Annotated in this window: 13 protein-coding genes; 11 read left to right on the top strand and 2 right to left on the bottom strand. The window is 38.5% G+C overall.

Annotated features, from left to right (window positions below; genetic code table 11):
* Window positions 1-13: 13 nt before the first annotated feature.
* The 5 genes from G532_RS0113610 to G532_RS0113630 are packed head-to-tail and all read left to right on the top strand — an operon-like array spanning window position 14 to window position 4,994.
* Complete coding sequence (locus tag G532_RS0113610) at window positions 14-1,033, top strand: 4-hydroxythreonine-4-phosphate dehydrogenase PdxA (protein ID WP_027965293.1); 1,020 nt, start codon at window positions 14-16, stop codon at window positions 1,031-1,033.
* A gap of 18 nt (window positions 1,034-1,051) precedes the next feature.
* Entirely contained in the window at window positions 1,052-2,032 is a 981-nt protein-coding gene (locus G532_RS0113615) for a Bug family tripartite tricarboxylate transporter substrate binding protein (protein WP_027965294.1), read from the top strand.
* 45 nt (window positions 2,033-2,077) lie between these two features.
* On the top strand, window positions 2,078-2,566 hold the full coding sequence (locus G532_RS0113620; protein ID WP_027965295.1) for a tripartite tricarboxylate transporter TctB family protein: 489 nt from the start codon (window positions 2,078-2,080) through the stop codon (window positions 2,564-2,566).
* A gap of 19 nt (window positions 2,567-2,585) precedes the next feature.
* Window positions 2,586-4,073 (top strand): tripartite tricarboxylate transporter permease, encoded by a 1,488-nt coding sequence (locus G532_RS0113625; protein WP_027965296.1) that lies wholly within the window; start codon window positions 2,586-2,588, stop codon window positions 4,071-4,073.
* A 39-nt stretch (window positions 4,074-4,112) separates the two neighbouring features.
* Entirely contained in the window at window positions 4,113-4,994 is an 882-nt protein-coding gene (locus tag G532_RS0113630; protein WP_027965297.1) for an AEC family transporter, read from the top strand.
* A gap of 206 nt (window positions 4,995-5,200) precedes the next feature.
* Here G532_RS0113630 and G532_RS15425 read toward each other — a convergent pair whose 3' ends face one another.
* Both G532_RS15425 and G532_RS15430 read right to left on the bottom strand, forming a co-directional pair.
* A complete protein-coding gene (locus tag G532_RS15425; protein ID WP_035513141.1) occupies window positions 5,201-6,475 on the bottom strand; it encodes a glucose-6-phosphate isomerase in 1,275 nt (424 codons plus the stop codon).
* A gap of 14 nt (window positions 6,476-6,489) precedes the next feature.
* Complete coding sequence (locus tag G532_RS15430) at window positions 6,490-8,226, bottom strand: glycoside hydrolase family 13 protein (RefSeq protein WP_051189190.1); 1,737 nt, start codon at window positions 8,224-8,226, stop codon at window positions 6,490-6,492.
* Window positions 8,227-8,583: 357 nt separating this feature from the next.
* Between G532_RS15430 and G532_RS0113645 the strand changes: the two genes are divergently transcribed.
* The 6 genes from G532_RS0113645 (at window position 8,584) to G532_RS0113670 (ending at window position 17,133) form a co-directional block, all read left to right on the top strand.
* Entirely contained in the window at window positions 8,584-9,933 is a 1,350-nt protein-coding gene (locus tag G532_RS0113645; protein WP_027965298.1) for an extracellular solute-binding protein, read from the top strand.
* A gap of 318 nt (window positions 9,934-10,251) precedes the next feature.
* The gene (locus tag G532_RS0113650; protein WP_027965299.1) at window positions 10,252-11,535 is read left to right on the top strand and encodes a carbohydrate ABC transporter permease; all 1,284 of its coding nucleotides are present in this window, start codon (window positions 10,252-10,254) and stop codon (window positions 11,533-11,535) included.
* Window positions 11,536-12,378, top strand: a complete 843-nt coding sequence (locus G532_RS0113655) for a sugar ABC transporter permease (RefSeq protein ID WP_027965300.1) — start codon at window positions 11,536-11,538, stop codon at window positions 12,376-12,378.
* A 33-nt stretch (window positions 12,379-12,411) separates the two neighbouring features.
* A complete protein-coding gene (locus G532_RS0113660; RefSeq protein ID WP_027965301.1) occupies window positions 12,412-14,772 on the top strand; it encodes a glycoside hydrolase family 31 protein in 2,361 nt (786 codons plus the stop codon).
* 16 nt (window positions 14,773-14,788) lie between these two features.
* Complete coding sequence (locus tag G532_RS0113665; RefSeq protein ID WP_027965302.1) at window positions 14,789-15,796, top strand: LacI family DNA-binding transcriptional regulator; 1,008 nt, start codon at window positions 14,789-14,791, stop codon at window positions 15,794-15,796.
* Between the two features lie 335 nt (window positions 15,797-16,131).
* Window positions 16,132-17,133 (top strand): LacI family DNA-binding transcriptional regulator, encoded by a 1,002-nt coding sequence (locus tag G532_RS0113670; RefSeq protein WP_027965303.1) that lies wholly within the window; start codon window positions 16,132-16,134, stop codon window positions 17,131-17,133.
* Window positions 17,134-17,135: the final 2 nt, after the last annotated feature.

Raw genomic sequence — 17,135 nt, forward strand, 5'->3', positions numbered from 1 at the left:
AGGAGAGAGGCATATGAAAGACTTACTTATTGGCGTCACTTTAGGTGATGCCACGGGTATTGGCCCGGAAATAGTCGTAAAATCTTTAGTGGATCCTGAAGTAAGAAATCAGGCTACATGGTTAATGGTTGGGGATTACCGAATTCTTCAACAAGGACAAGAGATCGCCGGTGAAGATTTAGGTGTAGAAATAATAAAGGATGCAGAAGAGGCACAATTAAATTCTGGTACAGTTTATTTTATTGACCTTCAAAATCTTAGCCCAAAGGATTTTCATTTAGGTCAGTTATCAGAAATTTCTGGTAGGGTGACAGGTGAGACATTGAAATATATTTTGGGATTAGCTAAAAACAAGGTCGTTGACGGGGTGATGTATGGTCCGTTGAATAAAGAAGCATTGCATGTTGGTGGTTTTCACTTTCAAGATGAATTACACTTCTTTGCTGATTTATTAGATTGTAAAGAAGGTTTTAGTGAAATTAATGTGATGGGTGATTTGTGGGTTACAAGGGCGACTTCTCATATTCCGCTAAAAAATGTAAGCGATAACATAACGAAGGAAAAACTTATTCAACGAATTAAATTTGCGAATAAAACTCTCACGGAAGCTGGTATTACGAATCCGAAGATTGTTGTTTCGGCTTTAAATCCTCATGCAGGTGATGGAGGAATGATGGGAACTGAAGAAATTGATGTCATTTCACCAGCTATTGCTACTGCACAGGAAGAAGGAATAAATGTTTCAGGTCCATATCCGGCAGATACATTATTTTTAAGGCTAGAAAAAGAGCCATTCGATTGCTTATTAGCAATGTATCACGATCAAGCTCAAACAGGTATGAAATTACTTGGGTTTAATAAGGGTGTAACTATGAGTGGAGGCTTACCTACTACTCTGACTACTCCGGCTCACGGTACAGCATTTGATATTGCTGGAGAAAATCAAGCAGATCCTGGTGCCACTAAAGCAGCAATTAACATGGTGGTTACAATGGCTTCAAATAGTTCTTCAGTAGGGAACTATACCAAATAATATTAAGGGGATGTTACGATGTCTAAATCAACAAAAATTATGTTAAGCACTATTTTGTTAGGAATGATTTTAGTTTTAGGTGCATGTAATGGGGAAGATTCTCAAGCAGATTATGAAGATTATCCTGAACAACAAATTGATGTGTATGTAGGGCATGGTCCTGGTGGTGGAACAGATACCTTTGTTAGAACTGTAGCGAATTTAATCGCAGATGATATTGATGCAGATTTTAATGTTATTAACCAAGAAGGTGGCTCTGGTGTAGTTGCTATGCAAAATGCGATGCAACAACCTGCCGATGGTTATACACTTATTGGAGATTCAGCATTTGCTGTAACAACAGCAGCTGGGACGAATGAACATGGAATTGATGAAGTGACACCAATTGCACGAGTTCAAAGTGATACTTATGCTATTCAAGTAAGATCGGATCGTTTTGAAGATATTGATGAATTAATTGCATACGCAGAAGAAAACCCTGGAGAATTAAATATGGGAGCAGTTGGTACGATGGGTATTGATGAAATTACAGCTAGACGCTTTATGAATGAAGCTGGTGTGGATATGAACTACATCCCAATGGAGGGTGCAGGACAAATGCACTCCGATATATTGGGTGGACATATTGATTTAATGTTAGAAGAAGTAGGTCCTACCATCTCTTATATTGAAGAAGAGGAATTTAAGCCATTAGTCTTTTTCGCAGAAGATCGTATTGAAGATTTTGACGATGTACCGACTACTGTTGAAAAAGGATGGGATCTAACAGATGGTGTGGAAAGGTATTTCTTAGCACCTGCTGATACGCCTCAAGAGATTATTGATATTTTAGAGGACGCAACACAACGTGCGATGGAAACGGAAGAATATCAGGAGTATGAAGAAAATTCATATTTACATCTTAGAGACGGTTGGATGGGATCAGAAGAATTTGAAGAGAAATTAGAACAAGACATTGAGAATTATGAAGAAATAATTTCAGAAATTGAAGGTGAATAAAAATTAAAGGGAGGGTTTCCTCCCTTTTAATTAAGGGGGTTTACCATGAAAGCTAATATCACCCTGTCCATCATAACTATAGGCTTTTCGATATTTTTCTTATATCATGCTTTTCAAATTCCATCTAGTGCAAATGCTCAAATTGGATCGTCTGGGTGGCCGATTATTATACTTACATTCACGCTAGCTATGGGTATTTTACAGCTTGTTATTGCTTTAGTTAAAAAAGATGATGAAGCTCAGATAGAAGACGCAGATGCAGAAGAAGGCCTGTTAATTAAATATAGGCACTTTTATATTTTGTTGTCTATAGCAATCTATTTAGTTCTTTTGCCAGTGGTAGGGTTTGTTGTTGTAACACCTATTTTATTTATTTTCTTGGTTTGGCTACTCGGAATGAGAAAGATAAAAGATATTGTGTTAGTTAGTCTTATAGGTAATACAATATTCTTTGGAATTTTCATTTTCTTATTAAGCATTCCATTCCCAAGAGGCATTGGTTTTTTTCGATCATTTAGTTTATTAATCTATTAACCTAAAAGTGGGGATCACTATGATAGAGGGCATTTTATTAGGACTTGAAAATTTATTCGAACCATTTCACCTAATTATCTTATTGGCTGCCATGCTTATAGGTTTTCTTGGGGGAGCACTTCCGGGTGTAAGTGGTACGATGTTAGTAATTATTTTACTTCCAATTTCTTATGGATTGGACACTATATCCGCGTTTATTCTTTTAACAACGATTTATGCAGCTTCTGTCTTTTCGGGTATGATTAGTGCGATCTTATTTAGAACGCCAGGAGCCCCAGAGGCAGTCGCGACAGTATTAGATGGATATCCAATGACCCAACAAGGAAAAGCAGGACAAGCTTTGGGTATTGCGATTTTTAGTTCGGCTACAGGTGGAATTGTTGGGGTGCTCTTTTTAATGACACTAACCCCTTTATTGGCGTCTTTTGCGCTACAGTTTTCTTCACCAGAGTATTTTGCATTAGCTGTTCTTGGTTTAACAGTAGTGGTTTCATTAAGTGGAGGGGCCTTGATAAAAGGGTTTATTGGAGTTGGCTTAGGTTTATTTATAGCCACCATAGGAATGGATCCTTTAACTGGCGCTCAGAGATTCACATTTGATTCCGTTAATTTACTAAGTGGGATTGATTTCATCCCTGTCTTAATTGGTCTATTTGCTATATCAGAGGTACTAAGAAAAAGTAAAGAAGATCAGTCTATCAAACAGCAAATGCAAAAAATTTCTACTAAAATTTTCGATCTGAAAATATTTCGTCAAATTAAAAATACAATGTTTAGGTCAATTTTGTTAGGGATTTCAGTTGGTATTCTCCCTGGTGTAGGAGCTACAACTGCAGCTATGCTAAGTTATAGTGAAGCTACTAGGTGGTCAAAAAATCCTGAGAAATTTGGAACTGGTATACCTGAAGGAATTGCAGCTCCGGAGTCCGCAAACAATGCTGCTGCAATGGGTGCAATGGTGCCGCTTCTATCATTAGGTATCCCAGGAAGTGCTACGACAGCAGTTATTTTAGGAGCATTTATTTTACATGGATTGCAACCTGGTCCGATGCTAATCTCCAATTCTCCTGACCTAGTATATACTATTTTTATATCTTTACTATTTGTTAACATATTAATTATTATTTTCTCAAAACCATTTATCAATTTATTTTCAAAGATCATGAAGTTACCTTATACTGCACTAGGTCCAGTTATCGTTATTTTCTGTATCATCGGGACGTATGCGGTAAGAAACTCGGTATTGGATATTTGGATTATGCTTCTATTCGGTTTAATTGGTTACTACTTAGATAGACTCAAGTTTCCAATTGCCGCAATAATTTTAGGAATTGTGTTAGGACCGATAGCGGAGGTTGAATTTAGAAGAGCACTACAGATGTCTTCAGGAGATCTAAGTATTTTCATGACTAGACCAATCAGTGCGGTACTTCTAAGCTTAGCTTTAATCGCTTTAATCATTCCGTTAATTAATAAATGGAGAGCTTATAAGTCAAGCCAGGCATAAGAAAGGTGGGTATATGAAATAAGTTATGTATTTATAATTTTGCCCATATTTATGGTGTTCCTTTTAGGGTTTATAATTGGGAAATTTAAAGCATTGGATTTAAAGACTTTATCTTTCCTTGCTATAAATGTACTTTATCCATTGTTAGTCTTTTATACCTTTTATCAAAACCCTATTGGAATCGAACACATTACCGTTTTTATTATATTTCTAACGTTGATTATTTCAATGATTGTAATTATATCTCTTTATGCGATGACGTTTAAGATAAGTCGCCAAAAAAAATATGCAATGTTTTTGACCGGAATTTTCATGAATGCAGGGAATTTTGGTATTCCACTAGTAGTACTTGTTTTTAACGAAGATATAATGACTTATGCTTTAATGGTTATGGTTGTAATGTCAGTATTTATGAATTCGTTAGGGTTATATTTTGCAACAAGTGGAGCCAATAGTTCTGTTACCATGAAGCAATCATTGTTGAAAGTTTTCAAAATGCCTATGTTAATCGCAATGGTATTAGGAATGCTTACTCAAGTGTTAAATATTACTTTAACAGATCCCATATTAAATATAATTGCTATGCTATCTGATAGTGCAATTCCACTAGTTATGATTATTCTAGGTTTACAATTGGCAAAGATTACTTTTAGAAATGTAGATTATCTATCAGTCTCGTTTATCGTTCTACTACGGTTAGTGATATCTCCCTTAATCGTTATCAGCTTACTTACATTTATTAACCTTGATCCAACCCTTGCTATAGTGGTCATTGTTCTTGCAGCTATGCCCTCAGCAGTGAACACTACAATATTCTCGATCGAATATAAAGTTGCACCGGACTTCTCGTCAGCGGTTACATTTTTTAGTACAGTTGGCAGCATAATCACCCTACCAATATGGTTGAGTATATTATTATAAGGTTGAGGTTGGGAAAAGCGACTGCTCAAGGTGAGCAGTCGCTTTTTTATATGGTGTGAGTGGTGCAAATTGGTTAATGGGAGTATAGAAATCGATTATGGGACTATAGAATGCAATAACGGGAGTATAGAATTCAATAACCGGACTATAGCAAAACAGCACACGCTAACAAAATAAAAAAAGAAGGGGAGCGGGCCCCTTCTTTTCTAATATCCTGGTTTTTTTAACAGTTTGAATATATTCTTTTTATAGGCTTCGACGCCTGGTTGGTCGAATGGGTTGACGTCTAGCATGTAGCCGCTGTAGGCGCAGCTTAGCATGTAGAAGTAGAGGAGGTATCCGACGTGGTAGTCGTCTAATTTTGGTAATGTTAATGTGATGATCGGAACGCTCCCATCCTGGTGTGCTTGGGCTGTTCCTTCGTATGCTTTTTTGTTGAATTCATGTAGGCTGAGTCCTGCTAGATAGTTCAGTTGATCTTCGTCTGAATCGGCTTCGAACATTTCTAAGTCTTCGTCAACTTCTTCTACATTTAAGAAAGTCTCGAACAAGTTACGCTTGCCGTCCTGAATGTATTGACCAAGTGAATGTAAGTCGGTCGTGTAAGAGACGGACAGAGGTAAAATTCCTTTTCCATCTTTCCCTTCACTTTCACCAAACAGCTGCTTCCACCATTCTTGAATATAATGCAACTTTGGTTCAAAGCTCGCGAAAATTTCGTTAGTTTTGCCTGCTTCGTATAAGTGATTCCGCAGCAGGGCATAACGAATCGCAGGATTGTACTCAACGTCGAGTTCGTATAGTTCTTTTTCGGCCGTTTGGGCTCCGTGTAAAACGTTGTTTATATTGATTCCCGCAACCGCAATAGGTAGTAATCCTACTGGGGTGAAAACGGAATAGCGTCCGCCAACGTCATCAGGTACCACAAAACGTTTGTAGCCTTTTTCCCGGGCAACAGTTAGAAGTGCGCCTTTGTTTTCATCAGTTGTCGCAAATATGCGGGAAGAAGCTTCATCGCCGTACCGTTTTTCCATGTATTGTTGTAAAAAACGGAAGGCGACAGCTGGTTCCGTGGTCGTACCTGATTTGGAAATGACGTTAATCGAAACATCTTTTTGATCAATGTACTCTAGTAATTCTTTCAAATAAGCTCCACTAACTTGATGCCCTGCATATAGCACTTCGACTCCAGCTTTCTGGAAATAGGGTTGTAGAGCTTCGATCACAGCACGTGCCCCAAGGTAGGACCCGCCAATTCCAATCACGACTAATACGTCAGATTGTTTTTTGATAGTATCCGCGGTTTGTTGAATATCTTGCAAGAGATGCGGATCAAACGAAGAAGGGAAGTCTAGCCAACCTAAAAAGTCTGAACCTGCGCTTTCTTTCCTGTACATTTTAGTTTTAATGTCTTCGATTTGTTGAATGGTTTCGACGGATAATAAATCAGATTCCCCGTCTGAATAAGATAATTGTATCAATTGTTTCCTCTCCTTTAGTAAACGATGAAACCTTGTTTTCCTAGAATGATATAGTCACCTGAAAGGGTGCAGTTTGCTTGCAGAAGGGCATGTTTTACTGGACCATCTTTTAGCTGTAGCTTAGTGATTTCATCCGTTGTATTCATCACTATCGTAATCTCATTTTCGCCGCTCTCTCGCTTGTAAGCTAATACACCTTGTGAATAATACTCAGGCATAAATGTAATACCCGCTTCTGGTTGCATACATTCGTTGGTTTTCCTTAAATCTATTAATTTTTTGGTGAATTCTAGCATCTCGTGATCTTGCTGGGATTCATCCCAAACCATACATTTCCGGCAACCTGGGTCTTCTCCGCCTGTTAATCCAATTTCATCCCCGTAATAAATACAAGGCGATCCAATAGACGTAAACAGGTATAAAAATAATTGCTTTGCCTGATCTACGTTTCCTTCACATCTCGTTAAGATGCGCGGGGTATCATGACTTCCTAATAAATTAAAAGCTACCTCGTTTGCATTCTTCGGATAGGCAGCAAGGGAGCGATTGACTGCATGTTGTAATTCCGTGTGATTCTTTAAATCTCTTACAAAGAAATCGAGAGCGGCTTCGGTAAGTGGGTAATTCATCACTGCATCGAATTGGTCCCCTCTAAGCCATGGCAGCGAATCGTGCCAAATTTCTCCTAAAATATAGACGTCTTCTTTGACGTTTTTTACTTCATTTCGAAAGTCTCTCCAGAAATGATGGTCTACTTCATTGGCAACATCTAAACGCCAGCCATCTATATCAAATTCACGAATCCAATACGTAGCTACATCTAGTAGATATTGCTTCACTTCATGGTTGGACGTATTTAATTTCGGCATCTTAGGTTCATAGGCGAATGTTTCATAGTTTGGAATTGGTTGATATTCAATTGGAAAACTGTGAATATGAAACCAATCGACATACTTTGAATTTTCACCATGGGTAAGTACATCTTGAAACGGTTCAAAGTAGAAGCCAGAATGATTAAAAACAGCATCCAACATTACTTTTATTCCCCGATCATGACAAGCTTTAATCAATTTTTTGAATGTTTCTTTATCCCCAAATTGAGGATCGATTTCCATATAGTCCATCGTATCATATTTATGATTGGTATTGGCTTTGAAGATTGGTGTGAAATAGATCCCATTCACGCCTAAATTCTCAATATAATCAAGGTGATCGATGACGCCCTGAAAGTCTCCCCCAAAGTAGTTGTCGTAATCTGGTTCGTCGCCCCAATCATCCGTGATCTCGGGATTAATCGATGAATCACCGTTCGCAAAACGCTCTGGGAAGATTTGATACCATACGGTGTTTTTTACCCAACTAGGAGCTTTAAACACATCACCTTTATTTAAATATGGGAATTTGAAAAAGGCATGAGGTAGATCTGTAGGAATTTCAGATAAGAATCCTTTTTCCGCTAAAAATTGCGGGACGGTTCCATGGTCTTTTAGTGAAAATAAGTAATGGGTTCGGTTTCGAACTGGTTTGATTTCCGTTGTCCAGTAATCGAAGCGGTCGTCTTGATAACTAACTTCCATTTTTGATTCGTGGAAGACAGGTCCATGGTCATCATATTCAAATGGGTCCCCGTAAAAGAGGGAGACTTGTTGTAGGTCGTCACGTTTAGCTTGGAGTCGAACATGCAAGGTTTCTTCGTCATAAGCGTAAACAAAAGGTTCCGTCGATCGATGAGCAATAGCTTCTTTATTCATTTTTCTCCTCCTAGTTGTTGCTGAAATAGTTTTCATTAGCATGCCATATTCTAACAGCGTTTTCAATTCGATTGGTAAAAGGGGGTGTTTTAAAAAGTAGATGGTTGAATTAAATTTTCAAAAAAGTATTGCAATTATGTGACAGTCATGGTTTAATATAAATACATTAGTGCAAACGCTTTCATTCTATAAAATGTAAATTAAATCAGCTAGAATAGTATGCTTGATTTTATTTTTTGCAATTTGTGCAAACGATTGCATAGATTGTGAATTTTATAGAGTGACAACGCAGAATTCATACATAACAGGAAGCAGGAGCGCTAAAAAAGTACTTAACTTCCAAGGGGGATTTGATTCATGAACAAGCGCTTATTAATTTTGTTAGGCTTGGTTTTATCACTTTTATTGGTTTTAGCGGCTTGTGGACCAGACCGCGATGATGATTCAGAATCGGATGATGAGAACGATACAGAGGAAACAGAACAAGATACAGAAGGGGACGAAGAGGATTCCGAGGAAGCTTCTTCAGACGGAGACTCGAATGAGATTACAGCGGAAAAACCAGAAACATTAACACTATGGGCCGATGAAGACAAGGCAGTAGGAATTGAAGATATTTTAGATCGCTTTACAGAAGAACACGGAATTGAGATTGAAGTAACAGAACTTGAGATGGCTACTGTCCAGCGTGAACAAATACGTTTAGATGGCCCAGCAGGTACTGGACCAGATGTATTAACTTTGCCTCATGACCAAATCGGTCAGCTGGCGAATGAAGGAATTATTTCTTCTTTAGATTTAGATGAAGAAACGATAAGCCTTTATACTGACTCTGCTGTAGAAGCGGTTACGTATGAAGGAGAGTTATATGGTGTACCTAAAGCAACAGAAACACCAATCTTTATGTTCAACCGTGACTTAATGGATGAAGCTCCAGAAACGTTTGATGAGTTATGGGAAATGTCACAAGAGATGCAAGAAGAAGATCAATATGGCTTCTTAGCATTGTTTGATAACTATTACTTTGCGCATTCCATTCTTGCAGGTCATGGCGGTTATGTTTTTGAAGAGCAAGATGGAACAATGGATCCAACTGCACTTGGTTTAAACAATGAAGGAGCAATTGAAGGTGGAGAGTATATTCAACAGTGGTATACAGAAGGGTTATTCCCAGAAGGTATCATTGGGGAACAAGGTGGATCTACAATGACAGGTCTATTTGAAGACGGAGAAGTTGCATCTGCTATGGATGGTCCATGGGCTGTTCAAGGTTTACGAGATGCAGGAATTGATTTCGGTGCTGCTCCAATGCCAACACTTCCAAACGGAGAATACCCTCAAACATTTGTAGGTGTGAAATCTTGGAACGTAAGTAGTTACTCGGAACATCAAGAATGGGCAACGGAATTAGTGAGATATTTGGGGAATGAAGAGAACTCTTTAGAGCGTTATGAGATCGTTGGAGAGATTCCTCCAGTTGCATCACTAATTGATGACCCAGCAATTTCTGAAGATGAAGTATCAGAAGCAGTAGCAATTCAGTCTGAACGCGGTGTGCCAATGCCGAACATTCCAGAGATGGGGCAAGTTTGGGAACCAATGGCAACAGCGTTACAGTTAATTGTTCGCGATGAAATGACACCAGAAGATGCATTGAATGAAGCGGTAGATACGATCCAAACAAATATTGAATCTAATCAAGAGTAAGACAAAAGAAGAGCAGTTCTTCTTATATGTGAGTGAAGTGCTGTTTCTTCTTATCAGGTTGAGGAGCTTGATTCGGGCAAATGAATCGTCGAATCGGGCGAGCGAGTTTGTATGCCGGCAAAGGGCGGGCCGAATCGGGTGAGCGGGTTCATATGCCGTCAAAGGAAGGTCCGAATCGGGTGAACGGATTCGAATGCCGGCAAAGAGCAGGTCGAATCGGGCGGATAGCAATTTTTACAGGTGGATAGCTGCGTTGCCTAGGCTGGCACGAGCTATCCATCATACATACTAGTTAGAAATAGAAGGGAAGTTGTCCAGATGGAAACCAATCAACCTCAGTCGAATCGTCGAAAGGTGGCTTTAGCCTTATCGATTATTCCTGGATTCGGACAATTTTATAATAAACAATACATAAAAGGTTCGTTCTTTTTTGTTTTAGTTATCGCATTCTTTGTCGTCTTCAGCGACTTATTGAATATAGGTTATTGGGGACTATTCACACTTGGAACGATTCCGATGGAGGACCATTCCATTTTCCTCATGGTCCAAGGAATTATCGCTGTTTTAGTTACGGCTGTAGGGATCCTGATTTATGTTATTAACCTCATAGACGCTTATAAAAATGGCAGGCGAGTTGACTTAGGACTTGAGAGGAGCTCGGTTCGAAAGCAGTATCACAATTTAATTGATTCAGGGTTTCCTTATTTAATGTTAACGCCTGGATTTCTTCTATTAATTTTCGTCGTGATCTTCCCAATATTATTCGTCATTCTATTATCATTCACGAATTACAATATGAACAATTCGCCCCCTGCGAACTTAGTAGATTGGGTTGGTATAAAAAATTACATTGATATTTTCCAGTTAGATTTATGGAGAAATACGTTTTTAAGTGTATTTTCATGGACGATTGTTTGGACGTTTTTAGCAACCACATTACAGGTTGCTTTAGGAATTTTCTTAGCTGTATTGGTGAATCAGAAAGAGTTAAAATTTAAACGCATTATCCGTACCGTGTTTATTTTACCGTGGGCAGTTCCTGCATTCGTATCGATCTTAGTCTTTGCTGGGATGTTTAATAACACGTTTGGTGCGATTAACGTCGATATACTTGCGTTCGTTGGAATTGATCCTGTACCTTGGATGACTGATCCATTTTGGACTAGATTTGCATTAATCATGATCCAAATGTGGCTAGGATTTCCGTTTATTTTCGTTATGGTAACAGGTGTGTTGCAAGCTATACCTGATGATTTATATGAAGCGGCTGTCATTGATGGAGCATCGATGTGGCAGAAGTTCAGACAAATTACTTTTCCGATTGTCATGTTTGCGACAGCTCCGATTATGATTACGCAGTATACATTTAACTTTAATAACTTCAATGTGATTTTCCTTTTCAACGGGGGTGGCCCCGCGGTATCCGGACAAAATGCTGGCGGGTCAGATATCTTGATTTCATGGATTTATAAACTGACATTGGAGCAATCACAGTATGGAAAGGCCGCTGCTATTACGATGTTATTATCGATTATGGTAATTTCCGTTGCTATTTGGCAATTTAGAAAGACGCGCGCATTCCAAGAAGAGGATTTGATGTAAATGAGTATGAAAAAACAGACGCTTATACGCATGACAATCACATATTTGATTATCTTTTTTATGGCAGTGGTTATCATATATCCTGTTTTGTGGATTTTTGGTTCATCGCTTAACCCGGGTAACAGTTTGTCTGGATCTAGCATGTTCCCAGCGGATGCAACATTAAAGCATTATCGTGAGTTATTCGATTTGGAACAAAGTTACTACCTATTATGGTACTGGAATACGCTTAAGATTTGCTTGATCACAATGTTAATCACGGTCACGATGGTTGCTTTGATGGCCTACTCTTTTTCAAGGTATCGTTTCCTTGGTCGTAAATATGGATTAATGACATTTTTGATCCTACAGATGATTCCGAACTTTGCAGCTTTAATTGCAATCTATGTGCTAGCTGTAGTGACAGGGTTAATTGATACCCATATTGCACTCATCTTGATTTATGTTGGCGGGTTACTTCCTATGAATACGTGGCTTGCGAAGGGTTATTTTGAAACGATTCCTAAAGAATTAGATGAATCAGCTAAAATTGATGGCGCCGGTCACTTCCGCATTTTCTGGAGTGTGATCTTGCCTTTAGTTAAGCCGATCTTAGCTGTCATCGCGTTATTCGCATTTATTACGCCATTTACTGACTTCATTTTGGCTCGTGTAATCTTACGTAGTGAATCGAATTTTACATTGGCTGTAGGATTATATAACATGATTGCCAATAATTTTGGTGCAGAATTTACAAAATTCGCAGCAGGTGCTGTATTAATAGCTATTCCAATTAGTATTGTCTTTTTATCCCTGCAACGTTACTTAATTTCAGGTTTAACTTCAGGAGGAACAAAAGGATAACATTCAATTAATGAACAAAAGAAGGTGTCGAACATGGAAGATACAAGTTTTGCAATACATCCAGGTAAAGAATCAGCAGTAAATGAGGAAAGGTATTATGACATTGGAAATGTTTTAGTCGAAGATCTAGGTGACAGACATGTTTCGTTTGTATGTGAAAAAGGGTTCGTCCAAGTGTTATTTACCTCAGAAAAAATTGTTCGAATTGTGATGAACCCTAATCAACAACCACTTTTAGATGATAGCTTTGTAGTGGAAAATACTATAGATCCGGCCAACGTGACGATTGAAAATCAAGTCGACACAATCACGATGAAAACTTCCAATATTGAGGTGAAGATTACTAAAAATCCACTTCGCATTCAAGTGCAAGATGTTAATGGAAACACGATCGTGAGTGAATCTGATTATGGAATGGTCATTGGTAATCAGGGAAGTGTTGCTTGTTACAAAGATGCGAGTCCAGATGAATACTATTATGGTTTCGGAGAAAAATCTGGTTTCTTAAATAAACAAGGCGAAAAACTAGAGATGTGGAATAGTGATGTGTATGCGCCTCATAATCCAGAAACGGACCCCCTTTATCAATCGATTCCGTTTTTTATGACGTTACGAAACGGGAGTGCTCATGGGATTTATCTCGATAACACGTATCGTTCTTCCTTTGATATGCGAACGGAAGCGGATGGGAACTATATATTCCAAGCAGCTGGTGGCCAACTCGATTATTATGTTTGCGCCGGTCCAACTCCAAAAGAAGTAATCGAACAATACACTTCTTTAACTGGAAGAATGCCAATCCCACCGAAATGGGCAATTGGTTATCATCAGTCTAGGTATAGTTATGAATCTGCAGAAGAAGTGAAAGAACTAGTCCGTACATTCCGGGAAAAAGATATTCCATTAGATGCCGTCCATTTAGACATTCATTATATGGATGGGTATCGTGTGTTCACATTTAATCAAAATCGTTTTCCTGATCCTGAGAAACTTATTAGAGAGATTGGTGAATTGGGCGTAAAAGCTGTGCCAATTGTAGACCCTGGCGTAAAAGCTGATGCGGCTTATCAAACTTATTATGATGGCGTCACCAATGATTTATTTTGTAAATATATCGAAGGAGATGTGTTTTTTGGTGATGTATGGCCAGGCAAGAGTGCATTTCCGGACTTTTTAAATCCCAAAACACGCAACTGGTGGGGGAAGAAACACGAATTTTATACAGCTATGGGGATTGAAGGTATTTGGAATGATATGAACGAACCAGCTGTCTTTAATGAAACGAAAACGATGGATGAAAAAGTAGTTCACCGCGGAGAAAACTCAAACCGTTTACACAAAGAGGTACATAATGTATACGGAAATCTCATGGCCGAGGCGACTTATGATGGAATGAAAGATCTGATGGATGGAAAACGTCCATTTTTACTGACAAGGGCAGGTTTTTCTGGAATTCAAAAGTACGCAGCCGTATGGACAGGAGATAATCGTAGCTTCTGGGAGCACTTAGAGATGGCGATCCCGATGTGTTTGAATCTCGGTGTGTCTGGTGTGCCATTTTCTGGAGCAGATGTTGGAGGATTCGCACATGATTCTAACGGGGAGCTACTCGCTCGCTGGACCCAATTTGGAGCATTTACCCCTTATTTCAGAAACCATAGTGCGATCGGATTTGCTAGGCAGGAACCGTGGTCATTTGGTGAGAAGTATGAAGAAATAGTTCGCGATTATATTCAGTTACGATACAAGTGGATGCCTCACTTGTACACGCTATTTCAAGAGTCGTCCCAAAATGGAGTTCCAGTCATGCGACCTATGTTTATGGAATACCCAGATGATCCTGAAACGTACACTATTTCAGACCAATTCTTGATTGGTGAAAAGGTACTGGTTGCCCCGATTTTACGTCCTGGAGTGACTGATCGAATGGTTTATTTACCAGAGGGGACTTGGTACGACTATTGGACGGGGGAAATGTTTGAAGGAGATAAGCGAATCATTACCCATGCGCCTTTAGAAAAATTACCGATTTTTATTAAACGTGGCGCAATTCTTCCTGAAGGAGAAGCTGTTACTTCTTCATCACAAAGTAGTGACAAAATAAAGATACATCTTTATCCAGAAGAAGCGAGAAGCCATTATACATGGTATGATGATGATGGAAGCACCTTCGCTTATGAAGAAGGAAAGTACGCGTTATATCTCATTGATTTGCAGTTGGAAAATAGTCAGGTCAATGTCCAGTTTAACTGTACACACGCCGGATTTGATTCAACTTGGAAGTCTGTAGAGTTTAAATTACATGGAGTAAATGAAACCGATCGTGTAGTTATTAATGGAAACGAAGTGGATCATCGACAGCCGATTGTTTTAAAACGTTCGCATCTCAAATAACCTGAGGAGTATCGATATGACACCAACTATAAAAGACGTAGCCAAATTAGCAAATGTTGCCCCTTCGACGGTATCTCGTGTGATTGCTAACAACCCGAAAATCTCAGAAGAAACAACACGTACAGTAAGAAGTGCGATGGATAAACTTGGATACCATCCGAATTACACCGCTAGAAGTCTAGTGAGTAAAAACACTCAGACAATCGGAATTGTGATGCCAAGTTCTGCTGAAAATGTTTTTCAAAATCCATTCTTCCCAGAAGTTATTCGTGGAATTAGTACAAAATCACATGAGAAGCGGTATGGATTATATATGACAACAGGCCACTCCGAAGAGGAAATTGTCAGTGGCGTACATGATATAGTGCAAGGTCGTCGTGTAGATGGATTGGTTTTATTATACTCCGCAGTCAATGATCAACTCATGGATTATTTGTTAGAAAAGAACTTTCCTTTTACTGTCATTGGGAAGCCATTTCAAAACGAAGATCAAATTACTTTTGTAGACAATGATAATGAGCAGGCATCCTTGGAGGCGACGGATCATTTAATTGAACAAGGGCATGATCGAATTGCCTTTGTCGGTGGTGGGATGGAACTTGTCGTTACCGTGGATCGAATTACAGGTTACCGAAAAGCACTTGAAGCAAATCACACTACATTTCGTGAAGACTATATTGTACATCACGAGTTCTTGCAAGAAGGTGGACGAGATGCGATTCGCGAACTAATGTCATTAGAAGAACCACCAACTGCCTTAGTCGTATCCGATGATATTATGGCTTTTGGTATTGTTGGTAGTTTAGAAGAGATGGGACTTCATGTTGGAAAAGATATTTCAATGGTTAGTTTTAATAATGTAATCTTTTCGAAGTTATCTAATCCAGCACTAACTTCAGTGGATATTAATATCTTTCAATTAGGTTATGAAGCAGCGAACTGTCTGTTTGATTTAATTGAGGAAGAAGATGCGAAACCGCGAAAGATCACAGTGCCTCACCAGTTAGTTGTGAGAAATTCATAAAAAGTGTTAGGTGCTTGGAAAAATAAGCATCTAACACTTTTCCTATTTCCCCCAGCATATTGAAAAATGTTATAGCTCGGAAGAATGTGTAGATCAAATTATGAAGTATTTAAAGGAAAATAAATATATTTAATCGAAAGGCAGAAGCTCAAGGAAGGGGTTTCTGCTTTTTTGTGAGAAAGACGTGGAAAAATTTCCATTTTAAATTTTCTAAATTTGGTGTTGTAAAACGCTTTCATATGTTGTACACTTCAACTAAATCGATTTACTAAACCGATTTAGTATAAATCACAATAGATAATATAGTGAGGTATGAGTAAATTATGGGTGAAAAAATGAGAGCGGTTACAATGGCTGATGTCGCGCTGCATGCTGGTGTCAGTAAGAGTACGGTCTCCCAATATTTGAATCATCGATATGATTATATGGGGGAACAAACAAAAGAACGTGTAGCTGCTGCAATTCAAGAGTTAGGATACAAACCCAATATGCTGGCACGTTCCTTGAAAAGAAAAAACAGTACGACAATCGGTGTAATCGTAGCGAATATTTCACATGAATTTTCTACACAGATTATTCAATCGATCGAGAAGTATTGTAACGAACTCGATTATCATATTATCGTTTGTAATGCAGAAGATGATCCGGTGAAAGAGAAAAAGTATATTGAAATGTTAAAAGCAAAACAAGTGGATGGAATTGCGATTTTCCCAACGAGTACCAATGTAGAAATTTATAAAGTATTGAAAGAAGAAAGCTATCCGATGATTTTTATCGACCGTGACGTTGTAGATGCGGGTATATCTTCGGTTATGTTAAATAACCAGAAAGCTTCGCAATTGGCTGTCGAAGAGTTTATCCAAAATGGTTACTCAAGAATGGGGATCATAACGACATCAACGATTAATAATGTTACTCCTAGGGTTGAGCGTATGGAAGGCTTTCGAAAAGCGATGAAGGTTGCTGGGTTACCAGTTGATGAACAACTAATTCGAGGGGTAGAAATCAACCAAATACAATCCGAGCTACATAGAATGATGCATTTGGAAGAGCCACCAGACGCACTACTCGCCGGAAATGATTTAGCACTTATAGAAATTTTGAAATATGTAAAAGCAAATCAACTAAACATTCCTAAAGATTTAGCGGTAATAGGAATAGATGATGTTTCGTTTGCATCCTTCTATAATCCTGAACTTTCAACCATTGTCCAACCCACACAGGATATGGGAAGACAAGCTGCTAAATTAGTTATAGATCAGATTGTAGAACAAAAATTACCAGAAGAATCGATTTATCGATTTGAGCCAACATTAAAAAGAAGACAATCATACTAAAA

It is taken from the genome of Halalkalibacillus halophilus DSM 18494 (assembly GCF_000423105.1).
GTDB lineage: Bacteria > Bacillota > Bacilli > Bacillales > Alkalibacillaceae > Halalkalibacillus > Halalkalibacillus halophilus.